This is a genomic window from Maribacter polysaccharolyticus, from assembly GCF_028882255.1.
In the GTDB taxonomy this organism is placed as follows: Bacteria; Bacteroidota; Bacteroidia; order Flavobacteriales; family Flavobacteriaceae; genus Maribacter_A; species Maribacter_A polysaccharolyticus.
The window spans coordinates 148,004-168,151 of the sequence record NZ_JARBUY010000003.1; the positions used below are offsets into that span (position 1 = coordinate 148,004).

The 20,148-nt window shown below is 39.8% G+C and carries 18 protein-coding genes; 12 read left to right on the forward strand and 6 right to left on the reverse strand.

What is annotated here, in order from left to right; all coding sequences use genetic code 11:
* Window positions 1-17: 17 nt before the first annotated feature.
* From PHU20_RS10235 to purD, 6 genes are all read left to right on the forward strand, one after another.
* Entirely contained in the window at window positions 18-1,343 is a 1,326-nt protein-coding gene (locus PHU20_RS10235; RefSeq protein ID WP_274825275.1) for a hypothetical protein, read from the forward strand.
* Window positions 1,344-1,631: 288 nt separating this feature from the next.
* Entirely contained in the window at window positions 1,632-2,888 is a 1,257-nt protein-coding gene (locus PHU20_RS10240; protein ID WP_274825276.1) for an O-antigen ligase family protein, read from the forward strand.
* A 19-nt stretch (window positions 2,889-2,907) separates the two neighbouring features.
* The gene (locus tag PHU20_RS10245; RefSeq protein WP_274825277.1) at window positions 2,908-3,642 is read left to right on the forward strand and encodes a WecB/TagA/CpsF family glycosyltransferase; all 735 of its coding nucleotides are present in this window, start codon (window positions 2,908-2,910) and stop codon (window positions 3,640-3,642) included.
* A gap of 230 nt (window positions 3,643-3,872) precedes the next feature.
* On the forward strand, window positions 3,873-5,225 hold the full coding sequence (locus tag PHU20_RS10250; protein WP_274825278.1) for an exopolysaccharide biosynthesis polyprenyl glycosylphosphotransferase: 1,353 nt from the start codon (window positions 3,873-3,875) through the stop codon (window positions 5,223-5,225).
* A gap of 99 nt (window positions 5,226-5,324) precedes the next feature.
* Entirely contained in the window at window positions 5,325-6,308 is a 984-nt protein-coding gene (locus PHU20_RS10255) for a UDP-glucuronic acid decarboxylase family protein (RefSeq protein ID WP_274825279.1), read from the forward strand.
* A 97-nt stretch (window positions 6,309-6,405) separates the two neighbouring features.
* Window positions 6,406-7,677, forward strand: a complete 1,272-nt coding sequence (purD, locus tag PHU20_RS10260; RefSeq protein WP_274825280.1) for a phosphoribosylamine--glycine ligase — start codon at window positions 6,406-6,408, stop codon at window positions 7,675-7,677.
* On the opposite strand, the gene PHU20_RS10265 is transcribed toward purD, so the two are convergent.
* Window positions 7,672-7,893: a DUF6341 family protein gene (locus tag PHU20_RS10265; RefSeq protein ID WP_274825281.1), complete on the reverse strand. Its 222-nt coding sequence runs from the start codon at window positions 7,891-7,893 to the stop codon at window positions 7,672-7,674. The genes purD and PHU20_RS10265 overlap by 6 nt on opposite strands.
* Window positions 7,894-7,933: 40 nt before the next feature.
* Here PHU20_RS10265 and PHU20_RS10270 point away from each other — a divergent pair, with 40 nt between their 5' ends.
* Genes PHU20_RS10270 through PHU20_RS10280 form a run of 3 tightly spaced genes read left to right on the forward strand, consistent with a single transcriptional unit; the run spans window position 7,934 to window position 10,574 of the window.
* Entirely contained in the window at window positions 7,934-8,875 is a 942-nt protein-coding gene (locus PHU20_RS10270) for a hypothetical protein (protein WP_274825282.1), read from the forward strand.
* Window positions 8,876-8,914: 39 nt separating this feature from the next.
* Window positions 8,915-9,517: a DUF4254 domain-containing protein gene (locus tag PHU20_RS10275; protein ID WP_274825283.1), complete on the forward strand. Its 603-nt coding sequence runs from the start codon at window positions 8,915-8,917 to the stop codon at window positions 9,515-9,517.
* 16 nt (window positions 9,518-9,533) lie between these two features.
* A complete protein-coding gene (locus PHU20_RS10280) occupies window positions 9,534-10,574 on the forward strand; it encodes a glycosyltransferase family 9 protein (protein ID WP_274825284.1) in 1,041 nt (346 codons plus the stop codon).
* 5 nt (window positions 10,575-10,579) lie between these two features.
* Here the strand turns inward: PHU20_RS10280 and PHU20_RS10285 are convergent, their stop codons facing one another.
* The 5 genes from PHU20_RS10285 to PHU20_RS10305 form a co-directional block, all read right to left on the reverse strand.
* Window positions 10,580-11,203 carry a TetR/AcrR family transcriptional regulator gene (locus PHU20_RS10285; RefSeq protein WP_274825285.1) on the reverse strand — a complete coding sequence of 208 codons (624 nt, stop codon included), beginning with the start codon at window positions 11,201-11,203 and terminating at the stop codon, window positions 10,580-10,582.
* A 235-nt stretch (window positions 11,204-11,438) separates the two neighbouring features.
* Window positions 11,439-12,494, reverse strand: coding sequence for an arsenosugar biosynthesis radical SAM (seleno)protein ArsS (gene arsS, locus PHU20_RS10290; RefSeq protein ID WP_274825286.1), 1,056 nt, complete (start codon window positions 12,492-12,494; stop codon window positions 11,439-11,441).
* Between the two features lie 73 nt (window positions 12,495-12,567).
* Entirely contained in the window at window positions 12,568-12,903 is a 336-nt protein-coding gene (locus PHU20_RS10295) for an arsenosugar biosynthesis-associated peroxidase-like protein (protein WP_274825287.1), read from the reverse strand.
* A gap of 118 nt (window positions 12,904-13,021) precedes the next feature.
* Window positions 13,022-13,714: a TIGR04282 family arsenosugar biosynthesis glycosyltransferase gene (locus tag PHU20_RS10300; protein WP_274825288.1), complete on the reverse strand. Its 693-nt coding sequence runs from the start codon at window positions 13,712-13,714 to the stop codon at window positions 13,022-13,024.
* A gap of 296 nt (window positions 13,715-14,010) precedes the next feature.
* Entirely contained in the window at window positions 14,011-15,066 is a 1,056-nt protein-coding gene (locus PHU20_RS10305; RefSeq protein WP_274825289.1) for a ferredoxin--NADP reductase, read from the reverse strand.
* A 137-nt stretch (window positions 15,067-15,203) separates the two neighbouring features.
* Between PHU20_RS10305 and PHU20_RS10310 the strand changes: the two genes are divergently transcribed.
* The 3 genes from PHU20_RS10310 to porW all read left to right on the forward strand — a co-directional run bounded on the left by PHU20_RS10310 (window position 15,204) and on the right by porW (window position 20,147).
* Window positions 15,204-16,673: a DUF5687 family protein gene (locus PHU20_RS10310; protein ID WP_274825290.1), complete on the forward strand. Its 1,470-nt coding sequence runs from the start codon at window positions 15,204-15,206 to the stop codon at window positions 16,671-16,673.
* A gap of 56 nt (window positions 16,674-16,729) precedes the next feature.
* Window positions 16,730-17,449, forward strand: a complete 720-nt coding sequence (locus PHU20_RS10315) for an ABC transporter ATP-binding protein (RefSeq protein ID WP_274825291.1) — start codon at window positions 16,730-16,732, stop codon at window positions 17,447-17,449.
* Window positions 17,450-17,591: 142 nt separating this feature from the next.
* Entirely contained in the window at window positions 17,592-20,147 is a 2,556-nt protein-coding gene (gene porW, locus PHU20_RS10320; protein WP_274825292.1) for a type IX secretion system periplasmic lipoprotein PorW/SprE, read from the forward strand.
* Window position 20,148 lies beyond the last annotated feature (1 nt).

Sequence of the window (20,148 nt, forward strand, 5' to 3'; positions counted from 1 at the left end):
ACTTTAAAACAATGGACATGGACCAAGATTTAAGGTTGCAAAGAACATATTATGAAATTTTCGTTTTCTCGACTATAATTTGCTTCTCCCCTTTGCCCAAAGCAGTTATTTTTTTCCTGCCATTTTCTGCCATCTTCTGGTATTTAAAAAACAACCCAAAAATATACTCTTTTGCAAGGCTTGTTATCTTTTTCATTTCTTTAATTGGCTATGTAATAATATATTACTTCATTAGAGAAAGAGATTTTTTCTTCTTAAACGTTACTCTTGGAGTTTTGTTTTATAGTTCTTTTATTTTTCTGTTTGTTGCAAAAGCTCCTAGAATGCTTAATATGGACTATTTCAATAAAAAATATATACCTTTTATCAAGTGGGTCATCATTATAGAATCTTGGATAGGTATTTTACAGATTATATTTGTAGGTAAAGGATTTGACCTTGCATCTGGGGACTATGTTCAGGGGACAATAAATTTATTTTCGTTTAATAACAACGAAGTTGGTTTTTCAAATGTGTATTTTGTTATTAATCTTACAATTTTATTGTTGGCGTACTATATGCTAGCGTTAAGAAAAAACAAATGGGTATTATTATTTGGTTTTTCCGCAATATTACTGGCTTCGGCCATACATTTAAGTCTTTCCGTTATTGCCGCTATGTTTGGAACATATCTATTGCTAAATACAGTAAAGGCTATAAAATTCTTAATTCCAGTGCTAGTTTTCTTTGTTTTGTTATTTGTTGTCACACCTAGGAATTTCTCAAGTATTTCAGGTTATAAAAAACAAATAGTTGAATCTGAAAATTTAAAAATGAAATCTTCTATAAAAACCTTTACAGCACTTTTGGATTCTCCAAAGGACTTTTTTTTGGGGTATGGGCTTGGACAATATTCCAGTAGAAGTTCTTTGGTTTTATCCGGGAATTACTTTTATGATAAAACCACAAAAAAATTCAAAGTACCTTTAGGAATACGAAATGAAACAAAAATTTTTGAAAAAAATTTGAAATTTTTTTGGATTGAAAGCATAACAAATGAAGGTTACGGATTTTCTGTGATGAATAAACCAGTATACTCTTTATTAAGCCTTGTTTCTGAATTGGGATTAATATTGTTTTCCTTTATTTTTCTGCTAGTTGCTGTTTTTGTAACGAATTTAAGTATAAGATACAAGGCAGAAAAAGAGCAGATATTAAAAAAGAAAAATCTTTTTATTTTGTTACTTTCTTTTTTTCTAGTTGGGATATCATTTTTTGAAAATTACTTAGAAATGGCGCAGGCTATTTTTCCAGGACTTATTTTATTAAAAGTACTTTATCATAAACCAAAGAAACCTATTTAAAGTTAAAAATTTATTCGCCCATAATCCCCTAGTTCTAAACTGTCCGGTTTATCGGGAGGAGATCAGTCTCCTTGGTATTTTTAGGGTATATTTTAAAACTTAGGAGTAAGTACTCTAGATTAGATGATAAGAAAGAAAAAAAGAAGGTATTTTTATTTAATTGTTGTTTCTTTTTTTTGGTATCGCTTTTTTCAAAAACAATTTAGAAATAATACAAACAATATTTCCAACTTTGGTTTTAATATTAGGATAACCCTAAGTATAACCAACCTCAAATAATAGAATAAATTGAAAGAAAATCAATATTTTGCATTTGGATATTTAATTAGCATGGCAGTGGTTTTACCATGGAGTAATGCTTTTATGAATATTTTGATATTTGGTGGTATTCTCTTTATCATTCAAAATGCAATAATCGATAAACGTATATTTTCACGTTTAAAAAAGGCTAGTCTGCTTTTTTATTTGTGTTTGGCATTCATTGGTATGATTCTTTTAAATGGGGTACTGCTAAATGATCCAAAAGGTTTTCATTATGTTTTAAGAATGTTAACCGTCTTGATTCTTCCTGTAATGATGAAGATTATGATAGGTAAGACAACGGATAACCAAATAAGGAAGATTATTAACCTGTATATCCATTCCGTTTCTATTCTTTGTTTAGCGTCTTTGTTAATAGCCATTAGTGGAATGGTTTTAAAAGCAAATACTGTCCTAACATTAAAGGATATTGCTTACACAAATCTATCATCTGTCTTAGTAAATCATGAACCTATATATTTTTCTTTATTTGTAGGCCTGGCCATTTTGCTGGCAACCTCAGAATTTCTTTCAAAAAAGAATAGTAGAAAATCATTAATTTATGTAGTAGGGGTAGTTTTTTTATTGTTGTTTTTGTTCTTGTTGGGCTCTAGGACTACAATATTAGCCACTTTTGTGTCATTAGGGGTTCTAGGTATAGTGCGTTCTAGGAAGTTTTTAGTTGGTCTGTTATTGTTGTTTACAATAATATTTGCTGTCAACTATAATTATAATTCTTCCTTTAGGTTACGAATTGATTATGTTATCAATTTTAATACAGAGTTTAATTTTCAGGAAAATTGGTCATATGAAGGTCTAGCTGTAAGGTTCATGACTTGGAATTGTTCATTAGAAGGTATTTCAAATCATTTTTGGTTGGGAACCGGTGTCTCTGGTGCTCAAGATTATTTAGATAATTGCTTTAGGGAGCATAAGTACGAGTCTTTATTGTTCTTTACAAGAGAAAATGGCGCAGTCTTTAATTCGCACAATCTTTACCTTGATGTATTTTTAAAATTGGGTGTTTTTGGTTTTGTTTTACTTATGACCATATTAATTCTCATTTTATATAAGTCCAGTAGGTATAAAAACATCCATCTTTTGTTAATTTTGACATTTTTCATGGTTAATGGATTGACAGAATCTGTATTAGTGAGGGAAAAAGGAATAATGTTATTTACATTTTTCTTTGGATTGTTTCTTTGTTATAATCCAAAGCAACCTAAAATAACTATAACTAAGTAAAAAGGTTAGAAAACTATTAATGAAAAAGAAGCTCTTAGGTTTAGATATTAATTACATATCTAGACATGATTTATTGAATGGGTTAATAGAGAAAGCAACGGCTAGAAAGTCTTCTTATCTCTGTGCCGTTAATGTTCATATGACTGTAGAATCCCAAAAGAACATTGAGCTTAAAAATGCCATTTTAAATGCGGATTGGGCTGTAACGGACGGTGTGCCTGTAAAATGGGCGTTTAATTATTTAAATAAGTCTAATCAAGAAAGATTGGCTGGTATGGATTTAACTCCAGAACTACTTAAAATTGTCAGTAATCTTGGTTTAGTAGTATCTGTATATGGTAATACAGCGGAAAACTTAGATATGTTTAAAGTATCTGTTACTAATACACTTCCAAAGCTCAAAATAGGCTGTTTAATTTCTCCTCCGTTTAGAAAGTTGTCAAAAGAGGAAACTAACAGTTATATTAAAGAAATCAAAGATAGTGGAACCAATATTTTATTGGTTTCTTTAGGATGTCCTAAACAAGAAATTTGGATGTCTAATAATGCCAACTATACCAATGCGGTTTGTTTGGGTATTGGGAATGCGATAAATACCATTATCGGTCAAGAAAAGAGGCCCCCAAAATTAATTCAAACTATAGGAATGGAATGGTTTTACAGACTTGTTCAAAATCCAAAAAGATTATTTAAACGATATCTGATCACCAATTCAAAATTTTGTTGGCTTTTTATAAAAAACTTGCGAATATAGAATAAAAGCGAAGGGGTAAAAGTCTAACTATTAAGTATTGTTCTATTTCTAAGCAATAATTAGTTAGGTCAATCAAAAATTATTATACGATTGTAAATATATCGTCACAGAAAACTTCAATGGCCTTTGTTGCTGATAAATCTCCAAGTATACATCAGCTAGAAAAGCAAAAAGATTGAAGTTGCCGGAAAAAAATCAATTACTATGAAATTTGCTGTATTTTTGAATTTATGATTTTTAAAAAAGGTAGATACTCAGGTTTTATACATCCAATTTTACTAATCTTGGATCTTATAATAATTAATGTCTTTGCATTTACGCTGCCTATACTTTTTGAATTCCCAGTATTGTTTCATGGTTATATTACTGTTGCATGGATTATTCTGTCATTTAAGACCAAATTTTATGAGATCAATAGGTTTTCAAAGGCGCAGCGTATTGCGAAACTGCTTGTAAGACAATTTCTTTTCTTTTTTTTAATCCTCTATGCTTTTATAGGGTTTTTTAAGCAACCCAATATTAGTAGGTTGAATTTGGGACTTTTTTTTATCACCGTTTTCGGATCGGTTCTTGTTTTGAAATTCCTTATGTATTATTTTTTAAAGGTTTTTTGGAAAAGGGCGAAAGAAAGAATTCGTAAAGTTGTTGTTGTAGGTGAAAACGAAAAGACAAAGCAACTTATTAAAATGTTTGCAGATCATCCTGAAAATGGTTTTCAATTAATAGATCAATTTGACCCAAAAACAGCTGATTTCAGCACTCAAAAATGCTTGGATTTTATTAAAGAGAATAGTATTGACGAAATCTATTGTTCGGTTCAACAACTTAAGAATAATGAAATTACCCAGTTCGTTAACTATGCCGATAATAATTTGATATACTTAAAATTTATCCCTGATAACAGGGAAATTTTTACGAAAGAATTAAAATTGGAGTACTATTACGAGTATTTGCCCATATTATCCCTAAGAAAAATCCCTTTAGACGATCCTTTTAACCGATTTTATAAAAGGCTTTTTGATTTCATGATTTCGTTTTTTGTGGTCGTATTCATACTTTCTTGGTTATTTCCGATCATTGGGTTTTTAATTCTGTTGGATTCCAAGGGCCCCGTTTATTTCATACAAAATAGGCCTGGGTTCCATGAAGAAGGTTTTCACTGTTATAAGTTCAGGACCATGCATACGAACGATAATACTGAGAAGTCCGCAACAAGGAACGATCCTAGAATTACGCGTCTTGGAGCTTTTTTAAGAAGAACAAGTATTGATGAATTGCCGCAATTTTTCAATGTTTTGATGGGGGATATGTCGATCGTAGGACCAAGACCTCATTTGTGGCGCCAGAATCATGAATATAATACGACCGTACAGAAATATATGTTGAGGCACCATGTCAACCCCGGAATAACAGGATTGGCTCAAACAAAAGGGTATAGGGGGGAAATAGAAACGGAAGAGGATATTATTAATAGGGTCAGGTACGATGTATTCTATATCGAAAATTGGTCGATTTGGTTAGATGTTAAGATAATGATACAAACCGGTATAAATATAATTAAAGGAGAAGAAAAGGCTTATTGATTCGAATTATTGAGAAGACCTTTAAAAAAAGCCCGGATATTTTTATAGAGTTAAGCTTTATTTTCTTACTTTCCTAGATTAAAAAGAACAGATATACCTATGAAAAAAATCTTGATCACGGGCGCCGCAGGCTTCTTGGGATCACATTTATGTGATCGATTTATCAATGAAGGGTTTCATGTCATAGCCATGGACAACCTGATTACAGGTGACCTTAAGAACATTGAACACCTTTTTAAATTGGAGCAGTTTGAGTTTTACCACCACGATGTGACCAAATTCGTTCATGTTCCGGGAAAATTGGACTATATTTTGCATTTCGCTTCTCCCGCTAGTCCGATAGATTACTTAAAGATTCCGATCCAGACTTTAAAGGTGGGTGCTTTGGGAACCCATAACCTTTTGGGACTTGCCCGTGAAAAGAAATCCCGAATCCTTATAGCATCTACCTCGGAAATATATGGGGATCCATTAGTGCATCCGCAGACGGAGGAATATTATGGGAATGTGAACACCATTGGCCCCAGAGGGGTCTATGATGAGGCCAAACGCTTCCAAGAGTCCATTACCATGGCGTATCATAGGTTTCATGGATTAGATACAAGAATAGTACGTATTTTCAATACCTATGGCCCAAGAATGCGACTCAATGATGGTCGGGTCATTCCTGCATTTATGGGGCAGGCTCTAAGAGGTGAAGATCTTACGGTTTTCGGTGATGGGTCACAAACCCGGTCTTTCTGTTATGTGGATGATGAAATAGAAGGGATTTATCGGTTGTTGATGAGCGACTATAGTTACCCGGTGAATATTGGGAATCCGAATGAGATAACCATCAGGGATTTTGCCGAGGAGATCATAAAATTGACGGGAACCGATCAAAAAGTCATTTATAAAGAACTGCCACAGGATGATCCCCTACAACGGCAACCGGATATTTCAAAAGCGAAGGAAATTTTAGGCTGGGAGCCCAAAGTGGGTAGGGCAGAAGGCATGAAGAAGACGTTCGATTACTTCAAAACCCTTTCAAAAGAGGAGCTGGAAAAGACCGAACACCGCGATTTTTCAAGTAGGAATAAATAAGAAGCAACGGGTCCTATTGTTTGTTTCCTCACAATTTTATTGACACAAGAGGGCGGGTTTTAAATGCTCAAACCGTATTTTTGCCCAAACTTTTATTATGGACATTCTTATTCTTGGATCGGGAGGTCGCGAACATGCCATCGCATGGAAACTCGCTCAAAGCCCAAAATTAACCAACCTATATATAGCCCCTGGAAATGCGGGTACGGCCAAGATTGGCACCAATTTGGCCATTGGGGTCAATGATTTCGATAAAATTAAGGAGGCCGTTCTTGCCAAGAACATGGATATGGTGATCGTAGGTCCCGAGGATCCATTGGTAAATGGCATCCATGACTTTTTCCTGAACGACAGCGAGCTCAAGGATATCCCTGTAATCGGACCCCAAAAAGCAGCGGCCACTTTGGAAGGGAGCAAGGAGTTCGCCAAAGAATTTCTATTAAGACATAATATCCCTACGGCAGCCTATCAAAGTTTCACTTCTGAAACCCTGGAAGCAGGGTATGCCTTTTTGGACGCCCTTAAACCGCCTTATGTGTTAAAGGCCGACGGACTCGCAGCGGGCAAAGGGGTGGTTATTTTGAACGATTTGCAAGCGGCCAAGGATGAGTTGAAGACCATGTTGGTCGATGCCAAATTCGGTGCGGCCAGTACTACGGTGGTTATCGAGGAGTTTTTATCGGGCATCGAATTAAGCGTGTTCGTACTTACCGATGGAAAGGGATACAAGGTCTTGCCCACGGCCAAGGACTATAAACGGATCGGTGAAGGGGATACCGGATTGAATACGGGCGGTATGGGCGCCATTTCACCCGTTCCTTTCGCAGATAAGGCGTTTATGGACAAGATACACGAGCGCGTGGTTAAACCTACCGTAGAGGGGCTTAAAAAGGATGATTTGCCCTATAAAGGATTTATCTTCATTGGACTGATCAAAATAGGGGACGATCCCTATGTGATCGAGTACAACGTTCGGATGGGCGATCCAGAGACCGAAGTGGTCATCCCGAGAATAAAGACCGACCTGGTGGAGGTATTTCAGGCGGTAGCGGATCAAACATTGGATGCTATCGATTTGGAGATCGATGAGCGAACGGCCTCAACGGTCATGTTGGTGTCCGGAGGGTATCCCGAAGCTTATGAAAAAGGAAAAGAGATAATGGGCTTTGAGAATATCGAGGACTCCATTGTATTCCATGCCGGAACCGATCTTAAAGACGGTAAAGTGGTCACCAATGGCGGTAGGGTAATGGCGATTACCTCCTATGGCAATACGTTTAAGGACGCACTACAAACCTCTTACCGAAGTATCGATAAGATATGTTTTGAGAAAATGAACTTTAGGAAAGATATCGGGTTCGACCTATAAGTACGAATGTGCGGTACAGGATTTGTCCTCTTCGTTGTTATCGTTGTATTTCTTAAGTTCGAGCATCCAATAAACGAAGGCCGCAAAGCAGATGATCATGAATATCCAGTTAACGGTATTGGCCGCCCACCAGTTCTTGGTAAACCTTAAAAAGTCATAGGGCCAGAAAAGTCCGTTCACAAATAAATCCTGTATGCCTTCAAAAAATGCCTTCATCTTATAGTATATTTACAAGACAAAAATATAAAAACCGAGGATGATTGCAAGTATTTTTGGAAAAACAAAACCTGTAAACCACATTATTGTAGTTGCTTTTTTGTTTCTGTTCTATTGGCTTGTTCATTTTTTGCGCTTTAAAAAGATATATACTGTTGAGGAAATCGTTTGGCAAACTGCCGTATTGGGCGTTTTGATTTTCTCGGTCATGATCGTCGATTTTATTGTTAAACGCAATAAAATCTCCCAGGCAAATTCATACACCATCCTGTATTTTGCCCTTTTAATGGTTCTTTTTCCAGAAACCTTGATCGATAATAAGGCCGTTCTAAGCGGATTTTTCGTGCTTTTGGCCATACGGAGGTTGGTAAGTATGCGCTCTTTAAAAAGTATTAAGGTCAAGATCTTCGATGCGTCGCTATGGATACTTTTTGCCAGTCTATTTTATGACTGGGCCCTTCTCTATCTCCTTGTGGTATTTATGGCCATATATATTTATGATCCCAAGAATTTCAGGAATTGGTTGGTGCCCTTCGCCGCTTTTTTTGCCGTACTTTTACTGAGTTCGGGGTATTTGGCCCTGACCGATGATTTGGAATTCCTTCCCGCCCATTTCACCTTTAAGGTATTGTTCGTCCCCGAACATATATTGGACTGGGCCAACAGTACCAAATGGATCGTTTATGTTCTGGGGCTGTTCGTCTTGACGATTTTAACGTTTATCCAATTGGGGAACTCAGGGGTCGGGAAGATCGTAACTACCCGGATCATCGTCTTTTTCCTTATCATCGGTTTGGTTGTCGATGTACTCATCTCCTCCCCCTCCCAAGGGCATTACCCCATTCTACTTACTTTTTTCCCGACTGCGGTTTTGATGACCAACTATGTTGAGCTCATAAAGCGGGAAAAATTCAGGGAAATCGTATTGGCAATTTCAATTTTAGTGCCTTTTATTGTGTTTGTATCCACCATGCTTATCTAGCAAATAAAGGGTATCTTTGCGGGTATAAAATTATATCGGATGTTCAGTTCATTAGCCAATCGTGTTTTTCAGGAAAGTATTGTAAAATACCACGAGATAGATACCGTGGACCAACCTTTTGAAAACCCATATCCAAAGGATGATATAGCGCATTTGCTGTACCGTAAAAACTGGATAGATACCGTGCAGTGGCACTATGAGGATATTATCAGGGATCCGGAGATCGATCCGGTAGCGGCATTGGTCCTAAAACGAAAAATCGACGCCAGTAACCAGGACCGTACGGATTTGGTGGAATATATCGATAGCTATTTCCTGAAAAAATACCAGTCGGTAGAAGTTGCTTCGGACGCGGTGATCAACACCGAGAGTCCGGCTTGGGCCATAGACCGTTTGTCTATCCTGGCCTTAAAGATCTATCATATGCAGGAAGAGGCGGAACGAAAGGATGCATCACCAGAACATATAAAAAAGTGCCATGAAAAATTAGAGGTATTGCTAGAGCAACGTGTTGATCTATCCACGGCCATTGACCAATTGCTAAGTGCCATTGAAGCAGGTCAAAAGTATATGAAGGTATACAAGCAAATGAAAATGTATAACGACGAAGAACTGAACCCAGTGCTGCGCGGACAAAAGTAATTTTTCTATTCGCTTTATGGATAACGGTAAGCACCTTTTGGTCATACGACTCTCCGCCATGGGGGATGTGGCAATGACCGTGCCCGTAATAAAATCACTTTTGGACACCTATCCGGAACTGAGGGTGACGGTACTTACCAAAGCATTTTTTACTCCAATTTTTAAGGGATTGCAAAGGGTTGACATCCATGTGGCCGATGTTGGCGGGAAACACAAAGGGGTTTACGGACTTTGGAAGTTGTATCGTGAATTGAAGGGATTGGACATAGATGCCGTCGCCGATCTACATAATGTCTTACGGAGTAATATCCTGAAACGGTATTTTGGGTTAACCGGTATTCCTTTTGTCCAAATTGATAAGGGCAGAAAGGAAAAAAAGGCCCTGACAGCAGAAAAAGATAAGGTTTTTAAGCCACTGAAGTCCACACATCAGCGGTATACGGAGGTATTCGATCGATTGGGATATCCGTTTACGCTGCCCCAAACCAATTTTCTTTCCAAAAGGACCTTGTCGGAAAAATGCCTTGGAATGATGGAGGGCAATTCACGAAAATGGTTGGGAATAGCCCCTTTTGCCGCTTTCTCGGGTAAAATGTATCCGCTGGGTTTAATGGAAGAGGTCGTACAACGCCTAAATAAAACCAATAAGTATAAAATAGTATTGTTTGGTGGCGGGCCCAAGGAGAAAGAAATCCTCGAAAAATGGGACCATACCTATACCGACTGCCTTTCGGTGGTGGGCAAACTCACCTTGGAAGAGGAGTTGGCCCTAATCTCCAACCTGGACCTTATGCTGGCGATGGATAGTGGAAATGCACATTTGGCTGCGCTTTTTGGCATTCCCACGATCACGCTCTGGGGGGTTACGCATCCGTATGCCGGATTTTATCCTTACGGACAGGATTTGGATAATGCACTGTTGTCCGACAAGGATCGCTATCCTTTGATACCCACCTCCATTTATGGGAATAAAGTACCCGAGGGGTATGAAAATGTAATGTCATCCATTGCACCCAAAGCAGTCCTGGAAAAGATCTTCATGCTCTTGGACACCTAGCCGGTTTATGCCTTAAGGGGGGAATGTTTTACCTCAAGGGATTTAAAGTACTGCTTCAATTGGGCCATAAATCGATATTTACGGGCACTTGGTGCATCTTCGGCCATTAGGGTTCGAACCCCCATATAAGAACTCATTAAGAAGAGGGCGATCCCTTCGGCATCTACGTGCCGATCGATATGTCCGTTGAATTTCCCTTTTTGGATAGCCGAAACCAAGTTAACTTCCCATATTTGAAGGATTTCGTTCAAACGTCGGGTGATGGCTTCGTTCTTACCACGAAATTCATTGATCAGGTTATTCAGGATAAAACCACAGTCCATTTCATTATGTACGGCCGTTTCCAATGCGTTTTCGAAACAATTCGTGATCAAATGCAAAGGATTGTCATGGCCTTCGATGGGCTCGATCAACATGCTGTAGACCTTACGGGCCAATAAATTATCAAGGATTTCAATAAGGAAATCTTCCTTGGAGTCAAAATGATAGTAGAACGCACCTTTAGAGAGGTTAAGTTCTTTTAATATATCATCGACGCTGGTATTGTAATAACCGTTTTTATAAAACAATTCCAGTCCCGTGACTTGCATACGTTGCATGGTTGCCATGCGTTTTAGGTTCTTGTCCATAAGTTTGGGTTTTAGGGTTCAATTAGACCGTTGGGTCTATAACAAAGAACCCCCAACCTTAAGTGATGCACAGGAATAAAAGATGAGGATCACGAAAAAACCGTTAAAATGTAAAAATATCGATGTACTACCTAATTAGTGCGCACTTCAACAAACCGCCCGGTCGGTTTAAGTGCATGGTTATAGGGATAAATGGGTAGGTCAATTCGTACGAACCGGGTCTTTAAAACCCCAATTAGGCCACGGTTCCCTGGCAACTACTCCCGGCCCCTGCAGTACATCCATAGCAATGTTGGGAGATAATGATGTCCCTATCATTCAAAAGGTCCTCATTATAATCCTTAATGTGCTTGATCTTACTGGCGACCTTTAAATCGAGCATTTGGTTAAAATCGCAGTCATAAAGCCATCCGTCCCAACTGACCGAAATGGTATTGGTACACATTACGTTTTCGATGGCCATGGGATTATAGGCCTCTACCAAAGCATACATATAGTCCTCATAGTTTTCCGAAGCGATGAGATAATCCAAAAACCGTGAAATCGGTAAATTGGTAATGGCAAAGAGATTATGGAACTGGATATCGAAATCTTCCTTCAACGCCTTTTTGAAATCTTTTTCCATCGCTATTTGATCCCCGGGTAAAAAGGCACCGGAAGGGTTATAGACCAAATCCAATTTAAGGTCACTATCGGGCATTCCATAGCCCACGGCATTCAATTCCTGTAAGGCTTTTATCGATTTATCAAAAACGCCATCCCCCCGCTGCTTATCCGTTTTGCCCCGGGTATAATGGGGCATAGAGGATACCACATGCACATTGTGTTTTTTAAAGAACTCCGGGAGGTCGTGGTATTTTTTATTGGCCCTTATGACCGTAAGGTTCGAACGAACGATGAAATCCTTTATTCCGGCCTTGGCAGCCTCCTCAACGAACCATCTAAAATCCGGGTTCATTTCAGGGGCGCCCCCGGTAAGGTCAAGGGTATGTGCCCCGGTATTTCGAATGACATCCAAACAATACTGCATGGTCTCACGGGTCATGATCTCCTTGCGGTCCGGTCCTGCATCAACATGGCAGTGTTCACAAACCTGGTTGCACATATAGCCTACATTGACCTGAAAGATCTCCAATTTTTTCGGTCTTAAGGGAAAATGTCCGGTCAACCCGATTTTATCCTTGAAATAGGGGAGTTCCCCTGCTTCAAAAATACCGCCATTGAGTATTTTCAATTGTTCATTTTTTTCGGCAAGTTCACTATGTCTTGCCATTAATGATTTTGTAGCCATCTATTCAGTGTTTGGTATCCCGTATTCGGTAACAGATCATATGAACTCCCGATCTGAAGCCTAAAACGGTATACTACATGGATAATTTATTATACTTGTTCATCATCTGTACGCCGTGTACCAAGGTGGCACCACTTTCGATAGCGGCACCGGCATGGACGGCTTCCATCATTTCTTCTTTGGTGATCCCTTTTTGGAGTCCGTCCTTGGTATATGCATCGATGCAATAGGGACATTTGACCACATGGGCAACCGCTAGGGCGATCAATGATTTTTCTCGGGCCGATAAAGCACCTTCTTCAAACACTTTTCCGTAGTAATCGAAGAATTTCGTACCGATTTCCTCACTCCATTCTGTTATTTTTCCGAATTTCCGAAGGTCTGCTGGGTCGTAATATGAGTTTGCCATTTAATGTGTTTTAGTGGATAGTATGAATTGTAAGGTGACTGGTATGCCCTTGCAGCATTGCAGGGATCGTACATGGATCACCGGTGAATAGTTGAATTTTAAAGTATACCGAACGGTATTACATAAGGGATTGTGCCTTGAGGGGTGAACCCTTATTTTGGGGTATTCGAGAAGAGTACTGGTTGCTCAAGGAAATTTCAAAAGTTTGTACGGATGCTTCCGGATTGGTCAAGGCTAGGATAATTTGCCCGATCCTTGGTGTGAGCTGCCCCGAGAACTTGGATAGTATACCAAGATCCCATCGGGTGTCAATATCAAAAAGTCTTTCCAACTGAAGAATTTGGCGGTTGCCCAAGGTAAATTCGGTTACCAATCGGGACACCAGCATCGAATGTTGCCAAGGAAGATCCTTGAATTTTTCCCGATCGAAATTTTCGCGGTGCAATCCCATAAGGTAAAATCCACCGTCTGCGGAAGGACCCAAGACCAACGTATCCTTTTTTACATTTTCCGCCGCTTTAAGGAGATGTGTGGCTTTTAATTGGGGCGTATCATTTCCAATGGTAATGACCTGTTCAAAACCCAAATCGAATACCGCTTGAATGGCATTCGTAAACCGTTCCCCAAAAGAATCGCCATGTTGCTCTTTTTCGGTAAAAAGGAAATAAGGGAGTTTTGTTCTGGAAACGATGTTTAAACTATGCTCGGAAAGCGTACTGAACAAAGTACCGCAATTATCTATTTTCTTGCGTTTGCACTCCGCTTGTGAAGTGAGTGCAAATACCAAAATGGCCGTATTATGTTTGTCCAAGGCGTTCATTGAAAAATCGTACTCCCGTAAATTTAGTCAAAACGTACGTTAGTTAAGTCGAAAGTAGGGCGTATTCTTAACAAAGCCACATTGTTTTTTATCCCATGGGATCGTTAAGCAAAACCGACCGTGGGGTCGGTAACCTAAATTTAAACGGACGTATAAAGCGACGAAAACACAGATGGGTTACCTCACAACTTCGATGAAATGCATGGCTTTTCTTAATATTGAAGGCACTTGGACCCAGTACAAACCGGGTGGTCTGTGAACGGCTTTGCGATTAAGATGGTTTTACCCTAAACATCGTCATAATCGACCTTTAAAGTAGGGGTCAAAGGATGCGCTTGGCAAGTGAGTATGAATCCTTCCGCTATTTCACCATCGGTTAGGATCTGGTTCTTTACCATTTCGGCATTCCCTTCGGTTACCCTGGCAATACAACTACTGCATACACCACCTTGGCACGAATAGGGTGCATCTATATTCTGTTTTAATACGGCATCGAGGACAATCTCATGTTTATTCATGGTAAGGGAATATTCCTCGTCATCCAAGATAACCGTTACTTGGGTCTTGCCATCGCTCTCAACAGGGGAAGCTTCTGCCAGGGTCTCGGTACTGGTTGAAAATAACTCAAAATGGATTTTATCTTTCGAAACCCCATTATCTTCAAGGGTATTGCCTACGGTATTGATCATGTCTTCCGGACCACAGAGATAATATGCGTCAAATTCGATATTCTTATGCTTGTTTTTTATGGCATAGTTGACCGTTGAGGTATCGATCCTCCCGAACAAGGAACCTTCTTCCCGTACTTTACTGTTGGTGAAATAAATGAAAAATCGATCGGCATTGTCCAGTTGCAGTTTTACCAAATCCTTATAAAACATGGTTTCGGCATATGATTTATTCCCATAGACCAATACGAAAGTGTTCTTGGGGTTATTGGCCAAAACCTCTTTGACAATGCTCATGATAGGGGTAATACCGCTCCCCGCGGCAAATGCGATCACCTTTTTAGGCGTGTCGGTTCCTTTAAAAACAAAACGCCCTTCGGGGGGCATGACCTCCAGAACATCCCCAACCTTTAATTCGGTATTGGCAAAATGGGAGAATCCACCTTTATCCACTTTTTTTACCCCAATGGTGATATGATCCCGCTTTGGGGAAGAGCTGATGGAATAGGCACGACGCAATTCCTTACCTTTAATTTCTTTTTTAATGGTGATATATTGCCCGGGAGCAAAGGCGAAAGTCTGCTTTAGTTCTTTAGGTACCTCAAAAGTAATGGCCACCGAAGTTGGGGTAAGGGGCTTAATTTGCTGAACCGTTAAAGAGTGAAACTGAGTCATGCTTAAATCTATTTGATGAACTGCAAAGCTAAGCAAAGCAGGAGCCATAAAAAATGGGTTCATTAAAAAAATACAAGTTAATTGTAACAAAAAAACATTGATAAACACTAACCCATCAGTACAAAATACCAACCTGTATGTTCAAACATTTTGTTAACCTCCAGTGGAAATCGTTCTTTAGGTCATCCAATTTCGGGAAGGGTCTTGCCCTAAAAATCATTGTGGGCTTTTTCGCCGTTTATATGATGGTGTCTTTTACCGTTTTGGGAATCGGCCTGTATTTTATCCTTCAAAAAACATACCCGGATACGGATCCCATGCTTATTGTCAGTGGTTATCTATTGTATTGGGTGTTGTTCGAGCTTTTCTTTAGGTATTTCATGCAAAAGCTACCGGTCATGGATATTAAACCACTGCTGCTATACCCCATAACCAAAAGTAAGATCACACATTATATCTTGGCAAGATCCGGGCTGTCTGGATACAATTTCCTGGCCCTCTTTATTGCTGTCCCTTTTTCGGTGGTTTTATTGTCCCAAGGATATCCTGCACTTCAGGTAATGGGCTGGCTTTTTGCGATAGTCTGTATTATCCTCACCATCAATTACACCAACTTCATCATTAATAAGAGCGATACGGTCTTATGGTTATTGGGCACACTGATATTGGCACTCTATGGTTTGGAATATTTTAATGTTTTTCCCGTAAAGGAGGTCGTGGGCCAATGGTTTTTTAACCTGTATCGGCACCCGATTCTGGTATTGGCGCCCTTGCTATTGGCCATAGGGACGTATGCTGTCAATTATAACTTCCTTATAAAAAAACTGTACCTCGACGCTTCCCTAAAAAAGAAATCGGTCAAAGTCGAAACTTCCGATTTAACCTGGACAAAACGTTTTGGGGATATCGCACCTTTTTTGCAACTGGACTTAAAATTGATCTGGAGAAACAAACGAACCAAAATGCAGGTATTCATTTCCTTGGCAATGGTGTTCTATGGATTGTTTTTTTACAATATGGATTCTTATGGGGAAACTAGCACCATCTACCTTTTTGTGGGTATTTTCATGACCGGTATTTTTCTTTCGAACTTTGGCCAATTCATTCCGGCATGGGACAGTGAGTATTATGGCATGATGATGTCACAGAATATTCCCCTTCGAAAATACCTTGAAAGTAAGGCCGGATTGATTTCGGTGAGTATAGCCGTTATGTTCTTACTCTCCATTCCCTATGTATATTTTGGTTGGAAGGCCCTGGCCCTTAATTTCGCCTGTGCCCTTTATAATCTAGGGGTCAATGTGCCGGTCATTTTGTTCTTTGGATCTTTCAACAAAAAAAGGATAGATTTGACAAAAAGTGCGGTAGGGAACATGCAAGGCACCAGTGCCACCCAATTTTTGGTCATATTGCCCCTAATGGTCTTGCCAAGTGTGCTTTATTTTACACTTAAGACATTTGTTTCCTTTGAGGTGGCCCTAATTACGCTATCGGCACTGGGAATCATGGGTTTTGCATTTCGAAAAAATTTGCTGGACAAGATTACCGAGGCCTATAGAAAAAGGAAATACACCATGATCGCCGGGTTTAAGGAACAGAATGGCTAAGGTCGTTTTTGGTAAGTAACAATACACACGGAATAGTTATAAAATTTGATTGAACGATGATTACAACACAAGGTCTGACCAAAAAATATGGAAGCCAAACGGTTTTGAACATTGAGCACCTCGAAATCCCCAAAGGGCAGAGTTTTGGTCTGGTCGGCAATAACGGTGCCGGAAAAACCACGTATTTCAGTTTGCTGTTGGATTTGATCCAGCCTACCACAGGACAAATCGTAAATAACAATGTGCAAGTGGACGCCAATGAAGATTGGAAACCGTTTACCGCTTCGTTTATTGATGAATCCTTTTTGATCGGTTATTTGACACCCGAAGAGTACTTTTACTTTATCGGTGAGCTCCGAGGCCAGAATAAGGCCGATGTGAATGCTTTATTGGCTAATTTTGAGGATTTCTTCCACGGTGAGATACTGGGGCAGCGGAAATATTTGCGCGATCTTTCCAAAGGAAACCAAAAGAAGGTAGGGATTGTGGCATCGTTCATCGGAAATCCCCAAGTGATCATTTTGGATGAACCCTTCGCCAATCTGGATCCAACGACCCAGATTAGGTTAAAAGCGATCATTAAGGATATGGCGGCCCAAAAAGAAGTTACCGTTTTGGTTTCGAGCCATGATCTTATGCACGTCACCGAGGTGTGCGAGCGTATCGTCGTACTGAACAAAGGAGAGGTGGTTCGCGATATCCAAACTTCCGCAGAGACCCTACGGGAGCTCGAAAGCTATTTTGCAGGCAACCTGCAAACCGCGGAAGATGAGTAGTTGAAGGCACCGGTTTTACCCCATTCCAATCGTTCTTTCAGATCAAGGGTTCCCCAGCGATGGCCAAAACTGTATTTTATCGACCAACTGCATAATAATCACGTCGTTTTTCAGTTAACTAGGTGTACGAATACAGAGAATTTTGAAGCTTCGATATAAAATTATCCTATTGGCCGTTTCGGTAGTGACCATGACAAGTGGCTGCTCCACTAAAAAGGACGCGTTCATAAATAGAAATTGGCACGGCATGAACACCAAATACAACGTGTTGTATAATGGGGGGATCGCTTTTGAAAAAGGCCGGGAGGAACTCAATGCGGGATACCAGGATGATTATTGGGAAATCTTGCCCATAGAGCGGTTGTCCGTTAGCGGTCAGGTGAAACTGGATTCCGAGGACAACAACCCCAACTTTATTATCGCCGAAGAAAAGGCCACCAAAGCCATTCAAAAGCATAGTATGGATATCGAGGAGGTTGAACGTAACCCCCAGACCGATGAAGCCTTTCTCCTTTTGGGTAAGGCCCGTTATTTTGATGAGCGCTACATTCCCGCCTTGGAAGCCTTTAACTATATTTTGAAGAAGTACGATGAAAGTGATAAGTTGAACGAAGCCAGTATCTGGAGGGAAAAAGTAAATATACGCCTAGAGAATGAGGAATTGGCCATTAAGAACTTAAAACGCTTAATGAGGATCGAAGACCTGAAAGATCAGGAATATGCCGATGCAAGGGCCATGATGGCCCAAGCGTATATTAACCTAAAGGCACCTGACACGGCAATACAGCAGTTGAAGATCGCCTCGTATTACACAAAAAAGAATCCGGAAAAAGGGCGGTACTATTTTATCATAGGACAGCTGTACAATCAATTGCAGTATAAAGACAGTGCAAATTATGCCTTTGATAAGGTCATAGAGCTCAATAGAAAATCCCCTCGGGTATATATGATCAATGCTCATTTGCAGAAGATCAGGAATACGGAACTAACCGACGAAAATAAGGAAGAACTGTTCGAATATCTGACCCATTTGGAGGAGGATCGGGAGAACCGCCCTTACCTCGATAAAATTTACAGGCAAGTGGCGGAATATCATTTGGCCACCCAATCGGATAGTTTGGCCGTGCTGTATTTTAATCGATCATTACGTGCCACCCAAAACGAACCCAAGCTCAATGCCTTGAATTACGAGAACCTGGCCGTACATTATTTCGATTTGGACCAATACAGAACCGCAGGGGCCTATTACGATAGTGTTTTGACCAATCTTTCTGAGAATACCAAGAAATATCGCGCCATAAAAAAGAAACTCGACAACCTGGAAGACGTTGTCAAATATGAAAATGTGGTGCAATATGCCGATAGTGTAATTACCCTTTACAACCTTCCCAAAGATGATCAAATCGCTTTTTTCGAGGCCCATATCACGGCATTGAAAAAAGCCAAGGAAGCAGCGGAAAAGAAAGAAGTGGAACGTATTACCCAAGGTTTTGCGGCTTTTGCCAAAAGCAAGGGGGGTAAAGAGAACAAAGGCAAGTTTTATTTTTACAATATAACCAGTCTGGGTTATGGCAAAAATGAATTCACCAACAAATGGGGCAACCGCACTTTGGAGGATGATTGGCGGTGGTCAAATAAGAATACCATTTCCTTGGCCGAGGAAGATAACCCCGATAGGGCAAATGGCGGCGCTTTGGATCTTGATCCTACCGATGAGGAGAGATTTTCATTGGATTTTTATATGGATAGGATTCCGACCGATGTTTCGCTCATCGATAGCCTAAAGACCGAAAGGAATTTTGCCAATTACCAGTTGGGGTTGATCTATAAGGAAAAATTCAAGGAGAACCTATTGGCGGCCGGCAAGTTGGAAGAGGTGTTGAAATCGAACCCAGAGGAACGGCTGGTACTGCCTTCCAAATACAATCTGTATAAAATTTACGAGGAAGAAGGGAGTGCGTTGGCCGAGGTCATTAAGGCCGATATCGTAAAAAACCATTCCGGGTCGAGGTATGCGGAGATTCTACTGAATCCCGCGGCGGTGATAGAGGATAATGCCAATACCCCGGATTCCCAGTATGAGAGGCTTTACAAGATGTTCCAGGAGCAAGAATTCTTAAAGGTAATTGCCGAATCGGAGGAAAACATCAATAAATATACCGGGGATCCGATCGTACCCAAGTTCGAGATGTTGAAAGCAAATGCCATCGGTAGATTGCAAGGCTTCGAAAACTTTAAGGAGGCATTGAATTATGTGGCTTTGACCTACCCCAATAATCCAGAGGGTAAAAAAGCCGAGCAAATGGTGGCCGAACAGTTGCCCAAATTAGAGCCAAAGGAATTTTCAAAGGAAACCGGTACTTCGGGTTCGGGAAATTGGAAAGTGGTCTTCCCTTTCAAAAGAAACAATACCAAAGAAGCACTGGATCTGAAAGAGCGTTTGGAAAAATCCATTGAAGAGTTAAGATACAAAAATGTGGTTTCCCAAGACGTGTATGATCTGGAATATCAGTTCATTGTGGTGCACGGATTCAAGTCCAGGGATTTTGCTTTAGGTTATGCCGAACTGCTAAAAAACAATAAGGATTACAGGATTCGCAATGAGAATTTCGTAATTTTATCCTCCAATTATAAGATTGTTCAGGTACATAAGAACCTGTCAGCGTATAAGAATTTCGTTTTAACCCCAAAACCATAAA

What these genes read in the sequence shown, in the direction of transcription:
- PHU20_RS10275 (WP_274825283.1), top strand. Translation starts at nt 8,915, where the DNA reads ATGTTCAGTTCATTAGCCAATCGTGTTTTTCAGGAAAGTATTGTAAAA.
- purD (WP_274825280.1), top strand. Translation starts at nt 6,406, where the DNA reads ATGGACATTCTTATTCTTGGATCGGGAGGTCGCGAACATGCCATCGCA.
- PHU20_RS10255 (WP_274825279.1), top strand. Translation starts at nt 5,325, where the DNA reads ATGAAAAAAATCTTGATCACGGGCGCCGCAGGCTTCTTGGGATCACAT.
- arsS (WP_274825286.1), bottom strand. Translation starts at nt 12,494, where the DNA reads ATGGCTACAAAATCATTAATGGCAAGACATAGTGAACTTGCCGAAAAA.
- PHU20_RS10315 (WP_274825291.1), top strand. Translation starts at nt 16,730, where the DNA reads ATGATTACAACACAAGGTCTGACCAAAAAATATGGAAGCCAAACGGTT.
- PHU20_RS10305 (WP_274825289.1), bottom strand. Translation starts at nt 15,066, where the DNA reads ATGACTCAGTTTCACTCTTTAACGGTTCAGCAAATTAAGCCCCTTACC.
- PHU20_RS10295 (WP_274825287.1), bottom strand. Translation starts at nt 12,903, where the DNA reads ATGGCAAACTCATATTACGACCCAGCAGACCTTCGGAAATTCGGAAAA.
- PHU20_RS10235 (WP_274825275.1), top strand. Translation starts at nt 18, where the DNA reads ATGGACCAAGATTTAAGGTTGCAAAGAACATATTATGAAATTTTCGTT.
- PHU20_RS10270 (WP_274825282.1), top strand. Translation starts at nt 7,934, where the DNA reads ATGATTGCAAGTATTTTTGGAAAAACAAAACCTGTAAACCACATTATT.
- PHU20_RS10250 (WP_274825278.1), top strand. Translation starts at nt 3,873, where the DNA reads ATGATTTTTAAAAAAGGTAGATACTCAGGTTTTATACATCCAATTTTA.
- PHU20_RS10265 (WP_274825281.1), bottom strand. Translation starts at nt 7,893, where the DNA reads ATGAAGGCATTTTTTGAAGGCATACAGGATTTATTTGTGAACGGACTT.
- PHU20_RS10245 (WP_274825277.1), top strand. Translation starts at nt 2,908, where the DNA reads ATGAAAAAGAAGCTCTTAGGTTTAGATATTAATTACATATCTAGACAT.
- PHU20_RS10285 (WP_274825285.1), bottom strand. Translation starts at nt 11,203, where the DNA reads ATGGACAAGAACCTAAAACGCATGGCAACCATGCAACGTATGCAAGTC.
- PHU20_RS10280 (WP_274825284.1), top strand. Translation starts at nt 9,534, where the DNA reads ATGGATAACGGTAAGCACCTTTTGGTCATACGACTCTCCGCCATGGGG.
- PHU20_RS10310 (WP_274825290.1), top strand. Translation starts at nt 15,204, where the DNA reads ATGTTCAAACATTTTGTTAACCTCCAGTGGAAATCGTTCTTTAGGTCA.